We start from the raw sequence: 18,981 nt of genomic DNA, 5'->3' as shown, positions 1-18,981 counted from the left end.
CCCTAGACGCTGGAGTGGAGGCGGAGGGTGCGGACCCCTCCGCCGGTGAGCAGTTCGACGATGCGCTCACCGGCCGGCTTGCGGACGGCGGAGCCGCACTCGGGGCAGGTGAAGGAGTAGAAGGTGGTGCGGCGGCTGGCGCCGATCGCCAGCCGCAGGGCGCCCGCGGCCAGCTCGAAGCGGGCGCGGCAGTCGGGGCAGGCGGCCGTGAACAGCACCGCCTGGACCGCCGCCACCGGACGGGAAATACCGGGGATCACCGACATGCTCCGCATCTCCTCAGCTCTGTCCGTCGTACGCCGCGAGAGCCGCGCGGGCCGCGCCCCGGGCGCTCTCCGCGAGGTCGGCCGGGGCCACGATCCGGCCGTCCCCGCCGAGCCGCAGCGCGAGCCGCCGCAGCGACGCCGGGTCCGGGGTGCGCAGGGTGATCCGCAGTCCGCCGTCGGGGAGCTCCTCGGCGCTGTCGTGCGGGTAGTACTCCGCGACCCAGCGCCCGCCGGGGCCCACCTCGACGACCACCTCGGGGTCCTCGGCGGAGGGCTGGACCAGCCCCTCCGAGAGGTCGCGCAGCTCCAGCTCGGGCGGCGCGGCCGGCTCGTCCAGAAGTCGGATTTCGGCCACTCTGTCGAGGCGGAAGGTGCGCCGGGCCTCGGAGAGCCGGCACCACGCCTCCATGTACGTGTGACCGACCGCGAAGAGGCGGATCGGGTCGACCTCGCGCTCGGTGAGCTCGTCGCGCGCGGGCGAGTAGTAGCGCACCCACAGCCGCCGCCGCTCCGAGATCGCCCGGTCGACGTCGGCGAAGACCCCGCCCTCGGACTCGAAGGTCACCGAGAGCCGGGCGCTGGCGCCCGCCGCCTCCCCGGCCGCGGCCTCCAGCTTGGCGGTGGCGCGCAGCAGCGCCTGCCGGTCGCCCTCGCGCAGGCCCGGCAGGGTCGCCACGGCGCGGGCCGCCACCAGCAGCGCGGTGGCCTCGTCGGCGGCGATCCGCAGCGGCTCGGCCGCCTCGGCGCCGAGCGCGCCGGGGTTGCGCCACCAGATGCGGTCGCCGTCGGTGTCGATGTCCAGGAGGTCGCCGCCCCTGAAGCTCGTCCCGCACATGGGCAGTACGTCGAGGTCCGAGATCAGCTCGTCCTCGGTGATCCCGAAGGCCCGGGCGACATCGGCGACGTGCGCCCCCGGGCGCTCGCGCAGATAGGTGACCAGCGACAGCATCCGCCGCGTCTGGTCGATGGCATTGGCAGCCATGGTCGTGCTCCCCCTCAGCCCTTGGCCACGGCGCGCAGCCGGTCCACCACGTCGGCCCGCAGATCGGCGGGCTCCAGGACGACCACGTCGGGGCCGAACTCCACCAGCCAGGCGTCCAGCCCGTGTCCGTACGGAATCTCCAACTCGTCCCAGCCGTCGCCGAGTTCCCGCGTCGCGGTGGCGCGGGAGCGCAGCGGGTAGCCCGCGCCGGCGCGCAGCCTGATCCGCGCGCTGCGGGTCGCGGTCTCCCCCGCCCAGCTCTCCACGGTCGCGCGCACGGTGACCACGTCGGGCACCGGCGCGGTGAAGGCGCCCGCCCGGGAGCGGACCCGGCCGGTGATCCGGGAGAGCCGGAAGACGCGCTCGGCGCCCCGGTCGCGGTCCCAGCCCGCCAGGTACCAGTGGCCCCGCCAGCACTCCAGGGTCCAGGGCTCGACCTGGCGCGGCTCGGGGTGGGCGGCGGTGGCCTTGCGGTACTCGAAGACGACCGGGCGGCGGTCGCGGCAGGCCAGCATCAATGGCTCGAAAGCGGCCTCGTGGACCGGGATGCGTGGCTCGATCGCGCTGTGCTCATACGGATTGTCCGCTTCCGGCATACCGGCGGCGCGCAGCTTCTGGAGTGCGCCGCTGGCCGCACCCGCGAGCCTGGCCTGCTGCCAGACCCGGGCGGCCAGCCCGAGGGCCGCGGCCTCCTCGGCGTCCAGCTGGACCGGGGGCAGCCGGTTGGAGTCGCGGCGGGCCAGATAGCCGATCTCGCCGTCCAGGTTCTCCACGGTCTCGATGACCAGGCCGAGTTCGCGCAGATCGTCCTTGTCCCGCTCGAACATCCGGTTGAAGGCGTCGTCGGAACCGGCCGCGTTTCCCCCGGGCCCGGTGGCCTCGACATATGCCTCGATGGAACCGCGCAGCTCGCGCTTGCTGAGCGGACGGCGGGCCCCCAGCAGACACAGCGCCAGGTTCATCAGCCGCTCGGCCTTGGCAATCGCCATCGACGCCCTTCACCTCTCGTCGTCATCCAGGAGCGGCTCGGCGGCTCCCGACCGTTGACCGTACCGCCCCGGGCTCCCGTGGCAAAAGCCGAGGGCCCATGCCAGGAGGCACGGGCCCTCGGTGTGATCGGGTGTGATCAGACAGCGACCAGGTCGCAGACGAAGATAAGCGTCTCGCCCGGCGCGATCCGGCCGCCGGCGCCACGGTCGCCGTAGGCGAGGTGCGCGGGGATCGTCAGCTGGCGGCGACCGCCGACCTTCATGCCCTGGACGCCCTTGTCCCAGCCCTGGATGACCTGGCCGACACCGAGCTGGAACTGCAGCGGGGTGCCGCGGTTCCAGGAGGAGTCGAACTCCTCGCCGGTGGAGAAGGCGACGCCCACGTAGTGGACCTTGACGAAGTCGCCCTCCTTGGCGACGGCGCCGTCGCCCTCCCAGATCTCCTTGATCTCCAGGTCCGCCGGCGGCTCGCCCTCGGGGAAGTCGATCTCGGGCTTGTCGATGCTCACTGAACTGCTCCTCTTGAATACGTGCAGGGCAACCCCGACAGTCTTACATCTCCACCGTCACATCTTGGCCAGGATGTCGATCGAGAAGACCATGGTGGAGTTGGCGGGGATGCCCGACTGCTCCTTGTCGCCCAGACCCTGGTCCGGCGGGACGACGACCAGGATGCGGCTGCCGACCTTCTTGCCGATCAGACCGGCCTTCAGGCCCTTGAGCGTCAGGTTGGGCAGCGCGAAGTTCTGCGTCTTGCCCTGGTCGTAGGTGCTGTCGAACTTCTTGCTGTCCTTCCACAGGAAGCCCTCGTACGCCAGCACGACGCTGTCCGTGTCCTTCACCGCGTCCCCGTCGCCCTCCAGCACGTAGTCGGAGACGAGCTTCTTGGGCGGGTCGGTCTTGGGGATGGTCAGCGAGGGCGCCTTGCCGTCGGTGTTGGTGCCCACCTTCGGCAGGTCCTTGTCGTCCTGCGCGACCTCCTTGCCCTTGGCGGAGGTCGGGATGGTGGTCGCCTTCACGATGTCCACGACGAAGACCAGCGTGGCGTTGGGCTTGATGTCGCCCTGGCCCTGGGCGCCGTAGCCGAGCTCCGGCGGGATGCCCAGCTGGACGCGGCTGCCGACCTTCTGGCCCTCCAGGCCCTGGTCCCAGCCCTTGATGACCTGGCCGGCGCCGAGGGTGAGCGTGAACGGCTCCTTGCGGTCGAAGCTGTTGTCGAACGGCTTGTCCGAGTCCCACGCCTGGCCGAGGTAGTTCACGGAGACGGCGTCGTTCTTCTTCAGCACCGCGCCCTTGCCCTCGCTGAGGACGTTCACCTTCAGGGCCTTGGGCGGGGTGCCCTCGCCCTTGGCGAGGGTCGGCTTCTCCCCGAACTTGGCGCCCGCGGTGATGGCGGGGAGGCCGTTCTTCATCGAGGCGGAGTCGGAGGTGGAGTCGGAGCCCTTGTCGTCGCTTCCGCAGGCGGCTGTGGCAACCAGCAGCAGCGGGACGGCGAGCAGGCCGGCAAGTCGGCGCACGTGTTCCTCAGATCTCAGACGGCACGGTAGTGGTTTGCCCGCCACTCTAAGGCGTACGGCGGGCCCCGTACGAGGAACGTACGGGGCCCGTGTTCCGGTCGCCGGTCCGGCCGTGCGGTCACATGCCGGCGATCAGCTTCTCCACCCGGTCGTCGACGGAGCGGAACGGGTCCTTGCACAGAACCGTGCGCTGCGCCTGGTCGTTGAGCTTCAGGTGGACCCAGTCGACCGTGAAGTCCCGGCGCTGTTCCTGCGCCCGGCGGATGAAGTCGCCGCGCAGCCGGGCCCGAGTGGTCTGCGGGGGCACCGACTTGCCCTCGAAGATCTTCAGGTCGTTGCAGATCCGCGCCGCCTGGCCCTTGCGTTCGAGGAGGTAGTACAGCCCCCGGCGGCGGTGGATGTCGTGGTAGGCGAGGTCTATCTGGGCGACCCGGGGGTGCGACATGGTGATGTTGTTCTTGGCCCGGTAGCGCTCGATCAGCTGGTACTTCATCACCCAGTCGATCTCGGTGCCGATGCGGTCCAGGTCCTCGGCCTCGATCGCGTCCAGCGTGCGGCCCCAGAGCTCCAGGACCTGGTCGACGGTGCCGGTGCGGATGCCCCGGCGCTCCACGAAGTCGACGGCCTTCTCGTAGTACTCGCGCTGCACCTCCAGGGCGGAGGCTTCGCGCCCGCTGGCCAGGCGCACCTTGCGCTGGCCGGTGATGTCGTGCGAGACCTCGCGGATGGCCCGGATCGGGTTCTCCAGCGTCAGGTCGCGCATGACCGTGCCCGCCTCGATCATGCGCAGCACCAGGTCGGTGGCCCCGACCTTGAGCAGCATGGTCGTCTCGGACATGTTGGAGTCGCCGACGATGACGTGCAGGCGCCGGTAGCGCTCGGCGTCGGCGTGCGGCTCGTCCCTGGTGTTGATGATCGGACGGGAGCGGGTGGTCGCGGAGCTGACGCCCTCCCAGATGTGCTCGGCGCGCTGGCTGACGCAGTAGACCGCGCCGCGCGGGGTCTGGAGGACCTTGCCCGCGCCGCAGATGAGCTGACGGGTGACCAGGAACGGAATGAGGATGTCCGCGAGCCGGGAGAACTCCCCGTGCCGGGCGACGAGATAGTTCTCGTGGCAGCCGTAGGAGTTTCCCGCCGAATCGGTGTTGTTCTTGAAGAGATAGACGTCTCCCGCGATTCCCTCCTCGTGCAGGCGGCGTTCGGCGTCGACCAGCAAGCCTTCGAGAATGCGTTCGCCGGCCTTGTCGTGGGTGACCAGTTCGGTCACGTTGTCGCATTCGGGAGTTGCGTATTCCGGATGCGAACCCACGTCGAGGTAGAGGCGGGCGCCGTTCCGCAGGAAGACATTGCTGCTGCGGCCCCATGACACAACACGGCGGAAGAGGTAGCGCGCCACTTCGTCAGGAGACAGTCGGCGCTGTCCCCTGAACGTGCACGTGACGCCGTACTCGTTCTCCAGCCCGAAAATGCGGCGGTCCATGACTGAACATTACGCCCGATGCCCTCAGCTGAAACCGGGTTCGACAGCACGGGTTGGATCATTTTGGTCAACTCCCGCGACGCTTTCCGTACGCCCGGGAGCTGCCAGGACCCGCCGGGTGGCGAGCAGCACCAGCAGCGCGGCGGCCCCGCCCGCGCCCGCGACGGCGAAGCCCGCGGCCGTACCGCCGTGCTCCAGCGCGGGCCCGGCGACCGCCGTGCCGAGCGCCGTGCCGACGCCGAACGCGGTGACCAGCCAGGAGAACGCCTCGGTCACGGTGCCGCGCGGGGCGTGCCGGTCGACCACGATGAACGCGCAGGCGATGCAGGGCGCGAGGAAGAGGCCGGAGACCACGGCGAGCCCCGTCATCGCCGGGACGCCCGGGACGAGCACCAGCGGCAGGTAGCCGAGGGCGAGCAGCGCGGTGAGCGAAATCAGCCTTTTCTCGGGAGTTCCGGCCCACTGGCGCGCCCCGTACACCAGACCGCCCAGGAGCGCCCCGAGGCCGTTGGCCGCCATCAGCCAGCCGTAGACGGACTGGCGGCCGTGGTCGTCGGCGTAGGCGGACGAGGAGACGATGATCCCGCCCAGCGCGAGGCCCACGAAGAAGAAGGCGCTCAGCAGCGCGAGCAGGCCCGTGGAGCGCAGCGCGCCCAGCCAGTGCGCCTCGCGCGGGGCGGAGCGCCAGGCGCGCGAGGGCTCGCTGAGCACCACCGAGAGGGCGCCGAGCACGCCGAGCGCGTTGATGGCCAGCAGGGCGGCGGCGGGCGACCACAGGGCGATGCCGAGGGTGACGAGCAGCGGGCCGACGGTGAACATCACCTCCTGGGCTATCGCGTCCATCGCGTACGCGGTGTGGACCTGCTCCTCGCGGCTCAGGACGCTCGGCCACAGCGCCCGCAGGCCGCCCTCAAGGGGCGGTGTGAAGAGCCCGGCGACCAGCATCGCCGCGTAGGCCACCCAGACGGGTTCGATGCCGCACGCCGCCAGCACGGCCATGCCGAGCGCGCTCACCAGGGCCGCCGGGAGCATCACCCGGAACTGCCCGTACAGGTCGACGGCCCGTCCCAGCAGCGGCTGTCCGACCGCGTTGGCCAGCCCGTACACCGCGGTGAGGGCGCCCGCCAGCGAGTAGCTGCCGCCCTCGGCGCGCACGAAGAGGACCACGGCGATGGCCGCGGTCGCGTTGGGCAGCCGGCCCGTCAGCGTCCCCACCAGCAGTCGCGCCGCGTGCCGTGTCCGGAGGATCTCCAGATATCCCGCCGCCATGATCGCCTCTCGCTCGGTGGGCCAGCCCATAGGTTTTACGTATAACTTCCGAGGTCATACGTATCATGTCGACAACCCCGGGGTCCACCCGGAAACTACGATCGACCCTGACACCCGGCAGCCGACGACCGGGCTGCGACCGTGTGCGGAGGCCCAGTGAAACCCCAGCCGACCAGCCGGGACGTCGCCCGGGCCGCCGGGGTCTCGCAGGCCACCGTCTCCCTGGTGCTCGGCGACAAGTGGCGCGGGCGGGTCTCCGAGCGCACCGCCGGGCTCGTCCGGCAGGCCGCCCGCGAGCTCGGCTACCGGCCCAACCTCGCCGCCCGCAGCCTGCGCCTGGGCCGCACCCGGACCGCGCTGCTGGTGGTGCCCGCGCTGACCAACGAGTTCTTCGCCCGGGTCTACTCCGGCGCGGCCCGGGTCGCCGCCGAGCACGGCTTCGGGGTGGTCCTCTACCCCTCCCCCGACGGGGTGGGCCCCGCGCGCGACCCGTTCGACTCGGCCGCCGCCGCCCTCGACGGCGTCATCGCCTCCTCGATGGCCGCCGACGCCCTCGCCTCCCTGCGCGGCACCGGGCTGCCGCTGGTGATGCTCGACAGCGACCCCGGCGAGAGCGGACCCGCCGCCCACGTCAACCTCGACATCGCCGACGGGATACGGCAGGTGACGGAGCATCTGCTGGGGCTCGGCCACCGCAGGTTCGTCCATCTCGCCTCGGCCGTCGACTCCTGGACCTTCCGGGTGCGCGGCCGGGCCCTGGCCGACGCCCTGCGCGCGGCGCCCGACGCGGAGGTGGCCACCGTGCCCGCCGCGCTCACCGTCGACGCCGCACGGCGCGCGGCCGAGCACGCCCTGACCCGGCCCGGCCCCCGCCCGACCGCGCTGATCTGCGACGACGACATCCTGGCCGCCGGGGCCTGCAAGGCCGCCCGGCGGCTCGGGCTGCGCGTCCCCGACGACGTCTCGGTGGCCGGGTTCGACGACCTCGCCCTCGCCACCGCCCTGGAGCCCGAGCTCACCACCGTCCAGCTCCCCGCCGAGCGGGTCGGCGAGCGGGGCATGGCGGCGCTGCTGGCCGTCCTGGAGGGCCGTGAGCCCGAGCACGGCGATCTGCCCGTCTCCCTGGTCGTCCGGGGCTCCACGGCCCCGCCCGCCGGCTGAACGCGCCCGTGCCCCGCCGTCGGCGACGGCGGGGCACGGGGTGGCGGGTGACCGCCCGCGCTACTGCTCCTCGTTGTCCGAGGGCACCTCGGTGGGCTCGGCGCTCGCCTCTTCCGTCTGGAGCAGCCGGGAGAGCTGACGGCCCACGATCCGCTTGAACTTGCGCTGCTGCGGCCTCGTACGGTCCAGGACCGCGACCTCCAGGCGCTCCGCCGGGATCTCCCGGTCGGCCCCGTTGGCCTGGTTGGAGAGCGCCTGCACGGCCAGCTTCAGCGCCTCCGCCAGTGACATGCCGTCCTGGTGGCGCTGGTCCAGGAAGGTGCTGATCTGCTCGGCGTTGCCGCCGACCGCGACCGAGCCGTGCTCGTCCACGATCGAGCCGTCGTGCGGCAGCCGGTAGATCTGGTCCTCCTCCGGCGTGGCCCCGACCTCGGCGACGACCAGCTCCACCTCGTACGGCTTCTCGCCGACACTGGAGAAGATGGTGCCCAGCGTCTGGGCATAGACGTTGGCCAGCCCGCGGGCGGTCACGTCGTCGCGGTCGTAGGTGTATCCACGCAGGTCGGCGTAGCGCACACCGCCGATGCGGAGGTTCTCGTACTCGTTGTACTTGCCGGCGGCGGCGAAGCCGATCCGGTCGTAGATCTCGCTGAACTTGTGCAGCGCGCGGGACGGGTTCTCGCCGACGAAGACGATGCCGTCGGCGTACTGCAGCACGACCAGACTGCGGCCGCGCGCGATGCCCTTGCGGGCGTACTCCGCGCGGTCGGTCATGGCCTGCTGGGGTGAGACATAGAACGGCGTCGACACCGGCTATCCGTCCCTTTCTGTCAGTGGCGGGGTCATCTCAACGGCCTCGAAGGCATCAGAGCAGCGCGGCACGCGGGCCGTCGGGCTGCTCCAGCCGCCGCTCCAGGATCGAGCGGGCGAGCTCGGAGGACTCCGCCTCGGTCAGTCTCCGGAAGCCCTCGTCGCTGATGACGGTGACGATCGGATAGATCCGGCGGGCGACATCGGGACCGCCGGTCGCCGAGTCGTCGTCCGCCGCGTCGTAGAGCGCCTGGACGACCAGGGTCGTCGTCTGCTGCTCGGTCAGGTCGTCGCGGTACAGCTTCTTCATCGAACCCCGGGCGAAGATCGAACCCGAGCCGGTGGCCGCGAAGCCGTGCTCCTCGGAACGGCCGCCGGTGACGTCGTACGAGAAGATGCGGCCCTTCTCGCGGTCCACGTCGTACCCCGCGAAGAGCGGGACGACCGCCAGGCCCTGCATGGCCATGCCGAGGTTGCCGCGGATCATGGTGGACAGCCGGTTGGCCTTGCCCTCCAGGGAGAGGGTGGTGCCCTCGACCTTCTCGAAGTGCTCCAGCTCCAGCTGGAAGAGCTTGACCATCTCCACCGCGAGGCCCGCGGTGCCCGCGATGCCGACCGCCGAGTACTCGTCGGCCGGGAAGACCTTCTCGATGTCGCGCTGGGCGATCATGTTGCCCATCGTCGCCCGCCGGTCACCGGCGAGCACCACGCCGCCGGGGAAGGTGGCCGCGACGATGGTGGTGCCGTGCGGCGCCTCCACGTGCCCCTGCACGGGCGGCAGGACCCGCTTGCCCGGCAGCATCTCCGGGGAGTGCGCGGACAGGAAGTCCATGAACGAGGACGAGCCCGGCGTCAGGAAGGCAGCTGGTAGACGCCCTGTGCCACGAGTGTTGGCTTCCACGAGGTTCCCTCCAGGTAGGCGGCAGCCCGACGAACAGTGTCGGGATCGTCTCCCAACTTGCCGATGGCCGAATTGCAGTTGAAGCACCGTACGCCACGGACCTTACCCGTCTCGTGGCGGTGATCCACATGAACGGCGAGGGAGGCAGGGCGGGTTGGCCGCGCCGGGTGACGGCCCGCCGCAAGGGGCCGTCGCCCCCTCGCGGACACCCCCCGCCGTTCACATCCGTGGACTACTGTCCACCCTTCTGAACGAAGCTGCGCACGAAGTCCTCGGCGTTCTCCTCGAGCACGTCGTCGATCTCGTCCAGCACCGAGTCCACGTCGTCCGAGAGCTTCTCGTGGCGCTCCTTGAGGTCCTCGGAAGCCTGCGCGTCCTGGGTCTGCTCCTCGACCTCCTCGGTGGAACGCGTGGCCTTCTGCTGTCCGCCGCCGGTGTCCTTGGTCGCCATCTACCTCACCCCGCTCGGTTCGATGTCCTTGATCAGACCCTACAAGCAGGGCCCGACATCGGCCCCGCACTTCATGGAACGTGCGGGGCCTACCACTGTGTTTCCCCCGTCACCGGCTTTTCAGCCGCGGGTCAGCCGCCCGAGAGCACCCGGACCAGATCCTCGGCCGTGCGGCACCGGTCCAGCAGCTCCTTGACGTGATTACGCGTTCCGCGAAGCGGCTCCAGGGTCGGTACGCGCTGGAGCGAGTCCCGGCCCGGCAGGTCGAAGATCACCGAGTCCCAGGAGGCCGCCGCGACGTCGTCCGCGTACTGCTCCAGGCACCGGCCGCGGAAGTAGGCCCTGGTGTCCTCCGGGGGCGTCGTCCCGGCCCGGACGACCGCGGGCTCGTCCAGCAGGCGCTTCATCCTGCCGCGCTCCACCAGACGGTTGTAGAGGCCCTTCTCGGCCCGCACGTCCGCGTACTGGAGGTCGACGAGGTGGAGCCGGGCCGCGTCCCAGCCGAGGCCGTCCCGCCGCCGGTAGCCCTCCATCAGCTCCCGCTTGGCGATCCAGTCGAGCTCGCCGGCCAGGCTCATCGGATCGTTCTCCAGCCGGTTGAGCACGTCCTCCCAGCGCCCGAGCACGTCCTTGGTCTGCTCGTCGGCGTCGGCCCCGAACCGCTCCTCCACGTACTTGCGCGCGAGCTCGAAGTACTCCATCTGGAGCTGTACGGCGGTCAGGGTGCGACCGCTGCGGAGCGTGACCAGGTGGCGCAGGTCCGGGTCGTGCGAGACCTGGTGCAGGGTGCGCACCGGCTGGTCGACGGCGAGGTCGACGTTGATGAAGCCGTCCTCGATCATGGCCAGCACCAGCGAGGTGGTGCCGAGCTTGAGGTACGTCGAGATCTCGGAGAGGTTGGCGTCGCCGATGATCACGTGCAGCCTGCGGTACTTCTCGGCGTCGGCGTGCGGCTCGTCCCTGGTGTTGATGATGGGCCGCTTCAGGGTGGTCTCCAGGCCCACCTCCACCTCGAAGTAGTCCGCGCGCTGGCTGATCTGGAAGCCGTGCTCATGGCCGTCCTGGCCGATGCCGACGCGGCCGGCCCCGGTGACGACCTGGCGCGAGACGAAGAACGGCGTGAGGTGGCGCACGATGTCCGAGAACGGGGTCTCCCGCTTCATCAGGTAGTTCTCGTGCGTGCCGTAGGAGGCGCCCTTGTTGTCGGTGTTGTTCTTGTAGAGGTGGATCGGCTGGGCGCCGGGGAGCTGCGCGGCCCGCTCGGCCGCCTCGGCCATGATGCGCTCGCCCGCCTTGTCCCACAGGACGGCGTCGCGCGGATTGGTGACCTCCGGCGAGCTGTACTCGGGGTGCGCGTGGTCGACGTAGAGCCGTGCCCCGTTGGTGAGGATGACGTTGGCGAGGCCGATGTCCTCGTCGGTGAGCTGGCTGGAGTCGGCGGCCTCGCGGGCGAGGTCGAAGCCGCGGGCGTCCCGCAGCGGGTTCTCCTCCTCGAAGTCCCAGCGGGCGCGGCGCGCCCGGTGCATCGCCGCCGCGTAGGCGTTGACGATCTGGGACGAGGTGAGCATGGCATTGGCGTTGGGGTGGCCGGGGACGGAGATGCCGTACTCCGTCTCGATGCCCATTACTCGCCGTACGGTCATGCGGCCCTCCTTGCCCGGCGGCGCTCCCCTCCGGGAGCGGCGCTCAAGTACCGCTGTTTCTCCGGTGCGTGTGCGGTGCCCGTCCCCGCACTGCGCGACTCGGCGGTACGGAAGAGCCTAGAACGCCTTTGCGCTGGTGGGGAGATCAATTCCGTCATTGCTCTTGGTCTGTCGGTGGCCTGTTTTTGGCCGGAAAAGCAGTCGGCTGCGGATGCCCGGTCGGGCACCCGCAGCCGCCCCGTGTTCTACAGGTACTGACCGGTGTTGGCCACCGTGTCGATGGAGCGTCCGGTGTCCGCGCCCTGCTTTCCGGTGACCAGCGTGCGGATGAACACGATCCGCTCGCCCTTCTTTCCGGAGATCCGGGCCCAGTCGTCGGGGTTGGTGGTGTTGGGCAGGTCCTCGTTCTCCTTGAACTCGTCCACGCACGCCTGGAGGAGGTGGGAGACCCGGATGCCCTTCTGGTTGTGGTCGAGGAAAGCCTTGATGGCCATCTTCTTGGCCCGGTCCACGATGTTCTGGATCATGGCGCCGGAGTTGAAGTCCTTGAAGTACAGGACTTCCTTGTCACCGTTGGCGTACGTGACTTCCAGGAAGCGGTTCTCCTCGGACTCCGCGTACATCTGCTCCACCACGGACTGGATCATCGCGTGGGCCGCGGCGTCCTTGGATCCGCTGTGCTCGGACAGGTCGTCCGAGTGCAGGGGCAGCGTCGCCGTGAGGTACTTGGCGAAGATGTCCTTGGCCGCCTCGGCGTCCGGCCGCTCGATCTTGATCTTCACGTCCAGGCGCCCGGGGCGCAGGATGGCCGGGTCGATCATGTCCTCGCGGTTGGAGGCGCCGATGACGATGACGTTCTCCAGCCCCTCCACACCGTCGATCTCGGCGAGCAGCTGGGGGACGATGGTGTTCTCCACGTCCGAGCTGACACCGGATCCGCGGGTGCGGAAGAGGGACTCCATCTCGTCGAAGAAGACGATGACGGGGGTGCCCTCGCTCGCCTTCTCCCGGGCCCGCTGGAAGACCAGGCGGATGTGCCGCTCGGTCTCGCCGACGTACTTGTTGAGGAGCTCGGGGCCCTTGATGTTGAGGAAGTAGCTCTTCCCCGCGGGCTGGCCGGTCACCTCGGCGACCTTCTTGGCGAGCGAGTTGGCGACGGCCTTCGCGATGAGCGTCTTGCCGCAGCCGGGCGGGCCGTAGAGCAGGATGCCCTTCGGGGGCCGCAGTTCGTGCTCCTTGAAGAGGTCGGGGTAGAGGTACGGGAGCTCGACCGCGTCGCGGATCATCTCGATCTGGCCGCCGAGGCCGCCGATCTTGTCGTAGTCGACGTCCGGGACCTCTTCGAGGACCAGTTCCTCGACCTCGCTCTTGGGCACCACTTCGTACACGTAGCCGGAGCGGGGTTCGAGCAGCAGGGCGTCGCCGGGGCGGATGGTGATGTCCAGGAGCGGCTCGGCGAGCCTCACCACCCTTTCCTCGTCGGTGTGCCCGACCACCAGGGCGCGCTCGCCGTCCTCCAGGATCTCCTTGAGGGTGACGATGTCCCCGGCGCGCTCGAACTCCATGGCCTCGACCACGTTGAGCGCCTCGTTGAGCATGACTTCCTGGCCGCGCCGGAGCTCGTCGAGCTCGACGCCGGGGCTGACGTTCACCCGGAGCTTGCGGCCCCCGGTGAAGATGTCCGCCGTGCCGTCCTCGTTGGACTGCAGGAAGACACCGAAGCCGGCCGGCGGCTGTGCGAGCCGGTCGACCTCCTCCTTGAGGGCCACGATCTGGTCCCGGGCCTCACGGAGGGTGTTGGCGAGCCGCTCGTTCTGCGCGGACACGCCCGCCAGGTTGGTCTGCAGCTCGACGATCCGCTCTTCGAGAATCCTCGTATGACGCGGAGAGTCGGCGAGCTTGCGTCGCAGGACGGCGATTTCCTGCTCTAGATAGGCAACCTGGCCGGCTGGGTCCTCAGACCCCCGCCCGGGCCGGATGCCGCGGTTGATGTCGTCGTCGTGGGCTGCCACGGTCCTCACCTCCTCCAAGGGGAGCTGGACGCTTCCTGACCCTACCTGGGCGGGTGGTGATTGAAACCCCTAGATCACAAAGACCTCGGGGTGTGTCCGATCTTCACCCTTGCGCTCTCCCTCACGCCAGGTGGATACCCACCCACCAACATCTAAAAGCGGGCGGTTGTATCGTCGAGTCGGTCAACACCCGTCAGGACTGGCACCGATTGCTCGGCCGCCCCCACGGGTGGGGCGCCATCGAACGAACACAGCACCGCGCGGGAACGGCAGGCGACATGAACGACGCTCTTGAGGTCTGGATCGACCAGGAGCTCTGCACCGGCGACGGGATCTGTGTCCAGTACGCGCCCGAGGTCTTCGAGCTGGACATCGACGGCCTCGCGTACGTGAAGAGCCCCGAGGACGAGCTGCTCCAGACCGTCGGCGCGGTGACGCCCGTCCCGCTGCCGCTGCTCCAGGACGTCGTCGACTCGGCCAAGGACTGCCCGGGCGACTGCATTCACGTACGAAGGGTTTCGGACAGGGTCGAGGTCTACGGCCCGGACGCCGACTGAAACCGTACGTAACCGCTCCGCCACTCTGCGTCAGGCGGCGAGCGCTCCGGACCGGGTGCTCCGCACGAACTTGCCGCCCTGCCAGCGCCATTTGACGTGCCGCACCTGGTCCGGGCAGCAGCGGGGCACGCTCGACGACGAGTAGCCGTGGAGGGTGGCCGTGACGGCACCCTCCTGGACGGAGAGGTCCGAGACGCCGAGCTTCTCCGCCGGGTCGGCCAGCGTGGCGACCAGCCGCGGCGGGGCGCCGCGCACGGCGGAGCGGGTCAGTACGTAGACACCGCTCGGCGGGGTGCCCGAGCCCGCGTCGCACTGGACCACGGCCACCGTCTCCGGGTTTCCGTCGCCGTCGAGGTCGCCCTGGGCGCGGGCGACGATCCGGGTGCCCACCGGACCGCACTCCAGCGGGTACGCCACCGCCGCGGCGTCCGGGGCGGGCGCGGCGGCCGGGTGCGCCCCCGAGGGCCCCGGGGCGCCCTGGGACGCCTTGGCGGCGTCCGGCTGGAGCCAGCCGGCCAGCGCCACCACCGCGGCCATCGCGGCGGCCGTGGCCAGCCAGTGCACCGGGCGGGCGTGGGTGTGCGCGAGCTCGGGGACGGCGGCGTTCTGCACGCGGGAGGTCTCCTGTGAAGCGTGGTGCGGGTGCGGGGGTGGCCAGCATCGTGCCACACGTCACAGCCGCGCGGAACAGCGGGGTCCGGGGCTGTGACGGACCGTGGTCCATGGAGTCAACGTGAAAGCGCCGCCGCCGAGTTCCCCGGTGTGCGCGGGAACTCGGCGGCGGCGCCGATGCGTTGTGCTGACGGGTCCGTCAGTCCTTGTTGGGGCCCTCGTAGTCGTCTCCGTACGCGCCCTTGGCGGGGCGGCGGCGGCGCAGCGGGGGCTCGACGCCGTCCGCCAGGCGGCGGGCGGTGACGAGGAAGCCGGTGTGTCCGATCATCCGGTGGTCGGGGCGGACGGCCAGGCCCTCGACGTGCCAGTTGCGGATCATCGACTCCCACGGCTGCGGCTCGGCGAAGCAGCCGATCTCGCGGATCGCCTCGACGGTGCGCGACAGCTGGGTGGTGGTGGCCACGTAGCAGCAGAGGATTCCGCCGGGCACCAGCGCCTTGGAGACGGCGTCCAGGCACTCCCAGGGGGCGAGCATGTCCAGGATGACGCGGTCGACGTCGGTGTCCGACAGGTTGTCCTGGAGGTCGCCCACGGTGAGCTGCCAGGCGGGGTGCGGCTCGCCGAAGTAGCGCTCCACGTTCTGCTGGGCGATCTCGGCGAAGTCCGCGCGGCGCTCGTAGGAGTGGAGCATGCCGTGGTCGCCGATGGCGCGCAGCAGGAAGGCGCTGAGCGAGCCGGAGCCCACGCCCGCCTCGACGACGCGCGCGCCGGCGAAGATGTCGGCGAAGGCCAGGATCTGCCCCGCGTCCTTGGGGTAGACCACGGCGGCGCCGCGGGGCATGGACAGGACGTAGTCGGGGAGCAGGGGGCGCAGCGCGAGGTAGGCGACGTTTCCCGTGGTACGGACAACACTGCCCTCGGGAGCACCGATCAGCTCGTCGTGCGGGAAGGAACCCTTGTGGGTGTGGAAGTTCTTCCCGGCTTCGAGCGTGAACGTGTAGTGGCGTCCCTTGGGGTCGGTGAGCTGGACCTGGTCCCCGACCTTGAAGGGCCCGCGACGGCGGGCGGCACCGGTCGGTTCGGACATACGAACAGGGTACCGGCCCGGTCGGGCGCGGAACGCCAGGGCCGCCGCGCGACCGCCCCGGGCCTGCGGCGAAGGGTGCCGGCCCGGGCGTCCGGGCCCCGGGCGGATGGGCCCCGGGCGGTGGCCCCTGATGCTGGGCCCCGGGCAGATGGGCCCGGGGGCGGGTGGGCCCCGGGGCGGATGGGCCCCGGGCCGCGGTCCCTACGCGGTGGGGCGGGCCATGGCGGCCACGAACGCCTTCTCGACATCGGCCGCCGAGAGCACCCCGTAGATCTCGCCGGTCTCCTCGACCACCAGGTACTCGGTGGCGGGGGTGGCGCGGAGCTTGTCGAGCAGCGGTTCGCCCGCGAGCTCGGCCGGGACGCGCATGCCGTCGGTGAGGTCCTGGGAGAGCCCGCTGACCGCGACCCAGGGGCGGCGGTGCTCGGGCACCCCGACGATGGCGGCCTCGCGGACCAGGCCGGTGGGGTCGCCGTGGCCGTCCACGACGACCAGGGCGCGCGCCCCCGCCTCGTTGGCCCGGCGCAGCGCCTCGGAGAGCGGGGTGTCGGACTCGACCGGGACGGCCCGGCGGGTGAGGTTGCGGGCGCGCAGCTCGGGCAGGTGCTCGCGCAGCCGGGCCATGCGCAGGCTGTTGCCCGCGCCGGTCCAGATGATCGCGGCGAGGATGGCGGCGAGCAGCGCGTCGGTGACGGTGTCCATCCCGTCGACCTCCTCCGGCGCGTTGCCGAGCACCCCGGTCTGGGTGAGCAGCGGCAGGCCGATGAGGACGGTGACGGCGAGCGCGCGGCCCACCCAGGCGGCGGCGACGGTGCCGCTCATGGGCTTGCCGGTGATCTTCCACACCACGGCGCGGAGCATCCGGCCGCCGTCCAGCGGCAGCCCGGGCAGCAGGTTGAAGCCGGCCACGATCAGGTTGGAGATCATCAGCCCGGCGAGCAGCACCCCGGGCACCGTGCCGGGCTCCACCGCCAGCATCCCCAGGTAGAACAGCCCGGCCAGGACCAGGGAGAGCAGCGGGCCGACGAAGGCGAGCACGAACTCGCGGCCGGGCGTCTCGGTCTCCTTCTCGATCTCCGAGACCCCGCCGAAGAACTGGAGCTGGATGCGACGGACCGGCAGCTTGAAGCGGAGCGCGGCGACGGTGTGGGCCAGCTCGTGGACCAGGACCGAGGCGTAGAAGGCGACCGCGAAGAACAGCGAGACCAGATAGCGGGCCGCGCCGAGCTCGGGCAGCACGCGGTCGAGCTGGCCGCCGAAGACCCAGGTGATCAGGGCGGCGACCAGGAACCAGCTGGGCGCGACGTAGACCGGGACGCCGAAGGGGCGCCCCATCAGGATTCCGCCGCCCGGCTCCCGTCCGCGGGGCGACCTGCCGCCGTCGGGCGCGGCGCCGCTTTCCTCCTCGCCCGCGCCGGACTGCGGCCTTTTGCTGTCGCCGCTCTCGTCCACGGTGTCCCTTCGTCAGTGCTTCTGTCACGATCATGCAGTGTCAGGGGGCTCGTCGTCGATGGTATTCCGCTCGCTGTCAGTGGCGGGCCGTAGGGTCTGTGTCATGACTACGAGCACCGAGGGGGCCGCGCCGGACCGGCGGCCGACGTCGCTGTCGCCGTCGCGGGCGAACGACTTCATGCAGTGCCCCCTGCTGTACCGGTTCCGGGTGATCGACCGCCTCCCCGAGAAGCCCAGCCCGGCGGCCACCCGGGGGACGCTGGTCCACGCGGTGCTCGAGCGCCTCTTCGACGACCCGGCGGCGGAGCGGACGGTTCCGCGTGCCAAGGCGATGATCCCCGGCCAGTGGGACCGGCTGCTGGAGGCCCGGCCGGAGCTGGGCGAGCTGTTCGCCGAGGACACCGGGGGCGAGCGGCTCGGCCAGTGGCTGGCGGAGGCCGAGCGGCTGGTGGAGCGGTGGTTCTCGCTGGAGGACCCGACCCGGCTGGAGCCGGTGGAGCGCGAGTTCTTCGTCGAGACGGAGCTGGCGTCGGGGCTGCGGCTGCGCGGGGTGATCGACCGGGTGGACGTGGCGCCGACCGGCGAGGTCCGGATCGTCGACTACAAGACGGGCAAGGCCCCCCGTCCGGAGTACGCGGAGGGCGCCCTCTTCCAGATGAAGTTCTACGCGCTGGTGGTCTGGCGGCTGAAGGACGTACTGCCCCGCCGCCTCCAGCTCGTCTATCTGGGCAGCGGTGACGTGCTGACGTACGACCCGGTGGAGGCCGACCTCCAGCAGGTGGAGCGCAAGCTGCACGCGCTGTGGGAGGCGATCCGGCTGGCCACCGAGACGGGTGACTGGCGCCCGCGGCCGACCAAGCTGTGCGGATGGTGCGACCACCAGGCGGTCTGCCCCGAATTCGGCGGGACTCCCCCGGTCTATCCGCTCACTTCCGCTCCCGCCGCGGAATCCGCAGGCTGAAGGGCGACGGCCCGCCCCGGGTCCCGGGTCCCGGCCGGAGCGACAGGGGCCGAACAGGGCAGAATGGGCCGCGTCCAGCAATCCTGATGAGGAGTACCCCCGTGGCGATCCGCGTCCTACTGGTCGACGACCAGCCGCTGCTGCGCACCGGTTTCCGGATGATCCTGGAGGCCGAGCAGGACATCGCGGTGGTGGGCGAGGCCGGCGACGGCCTCCAGGCCCTCGACCAGGTGCGGGCGCTCCAGCCCGATGTGGTGCTGATGGACATCCGGATGCCCCGGATGGACGGGGTGGAGGCGACCCGCCAGATCAGCGGCCCCGGCAAGGACGGCCCGGCCAAGGTGCTGGTGCTGACCACCTTCGACCTCGACGAGTACGTGGTGGAGGCGCTGAAGGCGGGCGCCAGCGGCTTCCTGCTGAAGGACGCGCCCGCCAACGAGCTGGTGCAGGCGATCCGGGTGGTGGCGGCGGGCGAGGCGATGCTGGCCCCGTCGATCACGCGCCGGCTGCTCGACAAGTACGCGGACCACCTGCCCTCGGGCGAGGAGCCCGTCCCGGACACCCTGCACACCCTGACCGACCGCGAGGTCGAGGTGCTGAAGCTGGTGGCGCGCGGGCTCTCCAACGCGGAGATCGCGGCCGACCTGTTCGTCAGCGAGACGACGGTGAAGACCCACGTCGGCCACGTCCTGACCAAGCTGGGCCTGCGCGACCGGGTCCAGGCCGCGGTGTACGCGTACGAGAGCGGCCTGGTGCGGCCGGGCGCGCAGTAGCGGCCCGGTCGCACCTGCCGGGCGCGCGAGCGGCCCGGCCGGTGCGCCGGGCGGGGGC

The 18,981-nt window shown here is 71.0% G+C and carries 19 protein-coding genes and 1 pseudogene; 4 read left to right on the top strand and 16 right to left on the bottom strand.

The window, feature by feature from the left end; all coding sequences use genetic code 11:
- Positions 1–2: 2 nt before the first annotated feature.
- From AB5J87_RS28625 to AB5J87_RS28595, 7 genes are all read right to left on the bottom strand, one after another.
- Positions 3–275 carry a hypothetical protein gene (locus AB5J87_RS28625; protein ID WP_369380639.1) on the bottom strand — a complete coding sequence of 91 codons (273 nt, stop codon included), beginning with the start codon at positions 273–275 and terminating at the stop codon, positions 3–5.
- A gap of 4 nt (positions 276–279) precedes the next feature.
- Positions 280–1,248 (bottom strand): helix-turn-helix transcriptional regulator, encoded by a 969-nt coding sequence (locus AB5J87_RS28620; RefSeq protein WP_369380636.1) that lies wholly within the window; start codon positions 1,246–1,248, stop codon positions 280–282.
- A 14-nt stretch (positions 1,249–1,262) separates the two neighbouring features.
- Complete coding sequence (locus AB5J87_RS28615; RefSeq protein WP_369380633.1) at positions 1,263–2,237, bottom strand: helix-turn-helix transcriptional regulator; 975 nt, start codon at positions 2,235–2,237, stop codon at positions 1,263–1,265.
- 137 nt (positions 2,238–2,374) lie between these two features.
- Positions 2,375–2,746 carry an FKBP-type peptidyl-prolyl cis-trans isomerase gene (locus AB5J87_RS28610; RefSeq protein WP_369380631.1) on the bottom strand — a complete coding sequence of 124 codons (372 nt, stop codon included), beginning with the start codon at positions 2,744–2,746 and terminating at the stop codon, positions 2,375–2,377.
- Positions 2,747–2,803: 57 nt separating this feature from the next.
- Positions 2,804–3,754 (bottom strand): FKBP-type peptidyl-prolyl cis-trans isomerase, encoded by a 951-nt coding sequence (locus AB5J87_RS28605; protein WP_369380630.1) that lies wholly within the window; start codon positions 3,752–3,754, stop codon positions 2,804–2,806.
- Positions 3,755–3,872: 118 nt separating this feature from the next.
- Entirely contained in the window at positions 3,873–5,234 is a 1,362-nt protein-coding gene (gene pafA / locus AB5J87_RS28600) for a Pup--protein ligase (RefSeq protein WP_369380628.1), read from the bottom strand.
- A 24-nt stretch (positions 5,235–5,258) separates the two neighbouring features.
- A complete protein-coding gene (locus AB5J87_RS28595; RefSeq protein WP_369383697.1) occupies positions 5,259–6,503 on the bottom strand; it encodes an MFS transporter in 1,245 nt (414 codons plus the stop codon).
- Positions 6,504–6,659: 156 nt separating this feature from the next.
- On the opposite strand from AB5J87_RS28595, the gene AB5J87_RS28590 reads away from it, so the two are divergent.
- Positions 6,660–7,664 carry a LacI family DNA-binding transcriptional regulator gene (locus AB5J87_RS28590; protein WP_369380627.1) on the top strand — a complete coding sequence of 335 codons (1,005 nt, stop codon included), beginning with the start codon at positions 6,660–6,662 and terminating at the stop codon, positions 7,662–7,664.
- Positions 7,665–7,724: 60 nt separating this feature from the next.
- On the opposite strand, the gene prcA is transcribed toward AB5J87_RS28590, so the two are convergent.
- From prcA to arc, 6 genes and pseudogenes are all read right to left on the bottom strand, one after another.
- On the bottom strand, positions 7,725–8,474 hold the full coding sequence (gene prcA / locus AB5J87_RS28585; protein WP_369380626.1) for a proteasome subunit alpha: 750 nt from the start codon (positions 8,472–8,474) through the stop codon (positions 7,725–7,727).
- A 55-nt stretch (positions 8,475–8,529) separates the two neighbouring features.
- Positions 8,530–9,375 carry a proteasome subunit beta gene (gene prcB / locus AB5J87_RS28580; protein WP_369380625.1) on the bottom strand — a complete coding sequence of 282 codons (846 nt, stop codon included), beginning with the start codon at positions 9,373–9,375 and terminating at the stop codon, positions 8,530–8,532.
- Positions 9,327–9,512, bottom strand: a pseudogene (locus AB5J87_RS28575) (endonuclease domain-containing protein); the annotation flags it as partial. The gene prcB and the pseudogene AB5J87_RS28575, both read right to left, overlap by 49 nt.
- Positions 9,513–9,607: 95 nt before the next feature.
- Complete coding sequence (locus tag AB5J87_RS28570) at positions 9,608–9,826, bottom strand: ubiquitin-like protein Pup (protein WP_067134420.1); 219 nt, start codon at positions 9,824–9,826, stop codon at positions 9,608–9,610.
- Positions 9,827–9,957: 131 nt separating this feature from the next.
- Positions 9,958–11,469: a depupylase/deamidase Dop gene (dop, locus tag AB5J87_RS28565; RefSeq protein ID WP_369380622.1), complete on the bottom strand. Its 1,512-nt coding sequence runs from the start codon at positions 11,467–11,469 to the stop codon at positions 9,958–9,960.
- Positions 11,470–11,714: 245 nt separating this feature from the next.
- The gene (gene arc / locus AB5J87_RS28560) at positions 11,715–13,481 is read right to left on the bottom strand and encodes a proteasome ATPase (RefSeq protein WP_369380620.1); all 1,767 of its coding nucleotides are present in this window, start codon (positions 13,479–13,481) and stop codon (positions 11,715–11,717) included.
- Between the two features lie 278 nt (positions 13,482–13,759).
- Between arc and AB5J87_RS28555 the strand changes: the two genes are divergently transcribed.
- The gene (locus tag AB5J87_RS28555) at positions 13,760–14,038 is read left to right on the top strand and encodes a ferredoxin (protein ID WP_369380619.1); all 279 of its coding nucleotides are present in this window, start codon (positions 13,760–13,762) and stop codon (positions 14,036–14,038) included.
- Positions 14,039–14,068: 30 nt separating this feature from the next.
- Here AB5J87_RS28555 and AB5J87_RS28550 read toward each other — a convergent pair whose 3' ends face one another.
- The 3 genes from AB5J87_RS28550 to AB5J87_RS28540 all read right to left on the bottom strand — a co-directional run bounded on the left by AB5J87_RS28550 (position 14,069) and on the right by AB5J87_RS28540 (position 17,189).
- Positions 14,069–14,650: a hypothetical protein gene (locus tag AB5J87_RS28550; RefSeq protein WP_369380616.1), complete on the bottom strand. Its 582-nt coding sequence runs from the start codon at positions 14,648–14,650 to the stop codon at positions 14,069–14,071.
- A gap of 199 nt (positions 14,651–14,849) precedes the next feature.
- Positions 14,850–15,737 (bottom strand): tRNA (adenine-N1)-methyltransferase, encoded by an 888-nt coding sequence (locus AB5J87_RS28545; protein WP_067156039.1) that lies wholly within the window; start codon positions 15,735–15,737, stop codon positions 14,850–14,852.
- Positions 15,738–15,938: 201 nt separating this feature from the next.
- On the bottom strand, positions 15,939–17,189 hold the full coding sequence (locus AB5J87_RS28540; protein ID WP_369380614.1) for a site-2 protease family protein: 1,251 nt from the start codon (positions 17,187–17,189) through the stop codon (positions 15,939–15,941).
- A 103-nt stretch (positions 17,190–17,292) separates the two neighbouring features.
- Here AB5J87_RS28540 and AB5J87_RS28535 point away from each other — a divergent pair, with 103 nt between their 5' ends.
- On the top strand, positions 17,293–18,150 hold the full coding sequence (locus AB5J87_RS28535; protein ID WP_369380611.1) for a RecB family exonuclease: 858 nt from the start codon (positions 17,293–17,295) through the stop codon (positions 18,148–18,150).
- Between the two features lie 101 nt (positions 18,151–18,251).
- Positions 18,252–18,923 (top strand): response regulator transcription factor, encoded by a 672-nt coding sequence (locus tag AB5J87_RS28530; RefSeq protein ID WP_053723497.1) that lies wholly within the window; start codon positions 18,252–18,254, stop codon positions 18,921–18,923.
- The last annotated feature ends 58 nt before the right edge of the window (positions 18,924–18,981 follow it).

Source organism: Streptomyces sp. cg36 (assembly GCF_041080675.1).
Classification (GTDB): Bacteria; Actinomycetota; Actinomycetes; order Streptomycetales; family Streptomycetaceae; genus Streptomyces.
The sequence above is the reverse complement of the archived record's forward strand: the minus strand, read 5'-3'. Positions and strand labels throughout refer to the sequence as shown.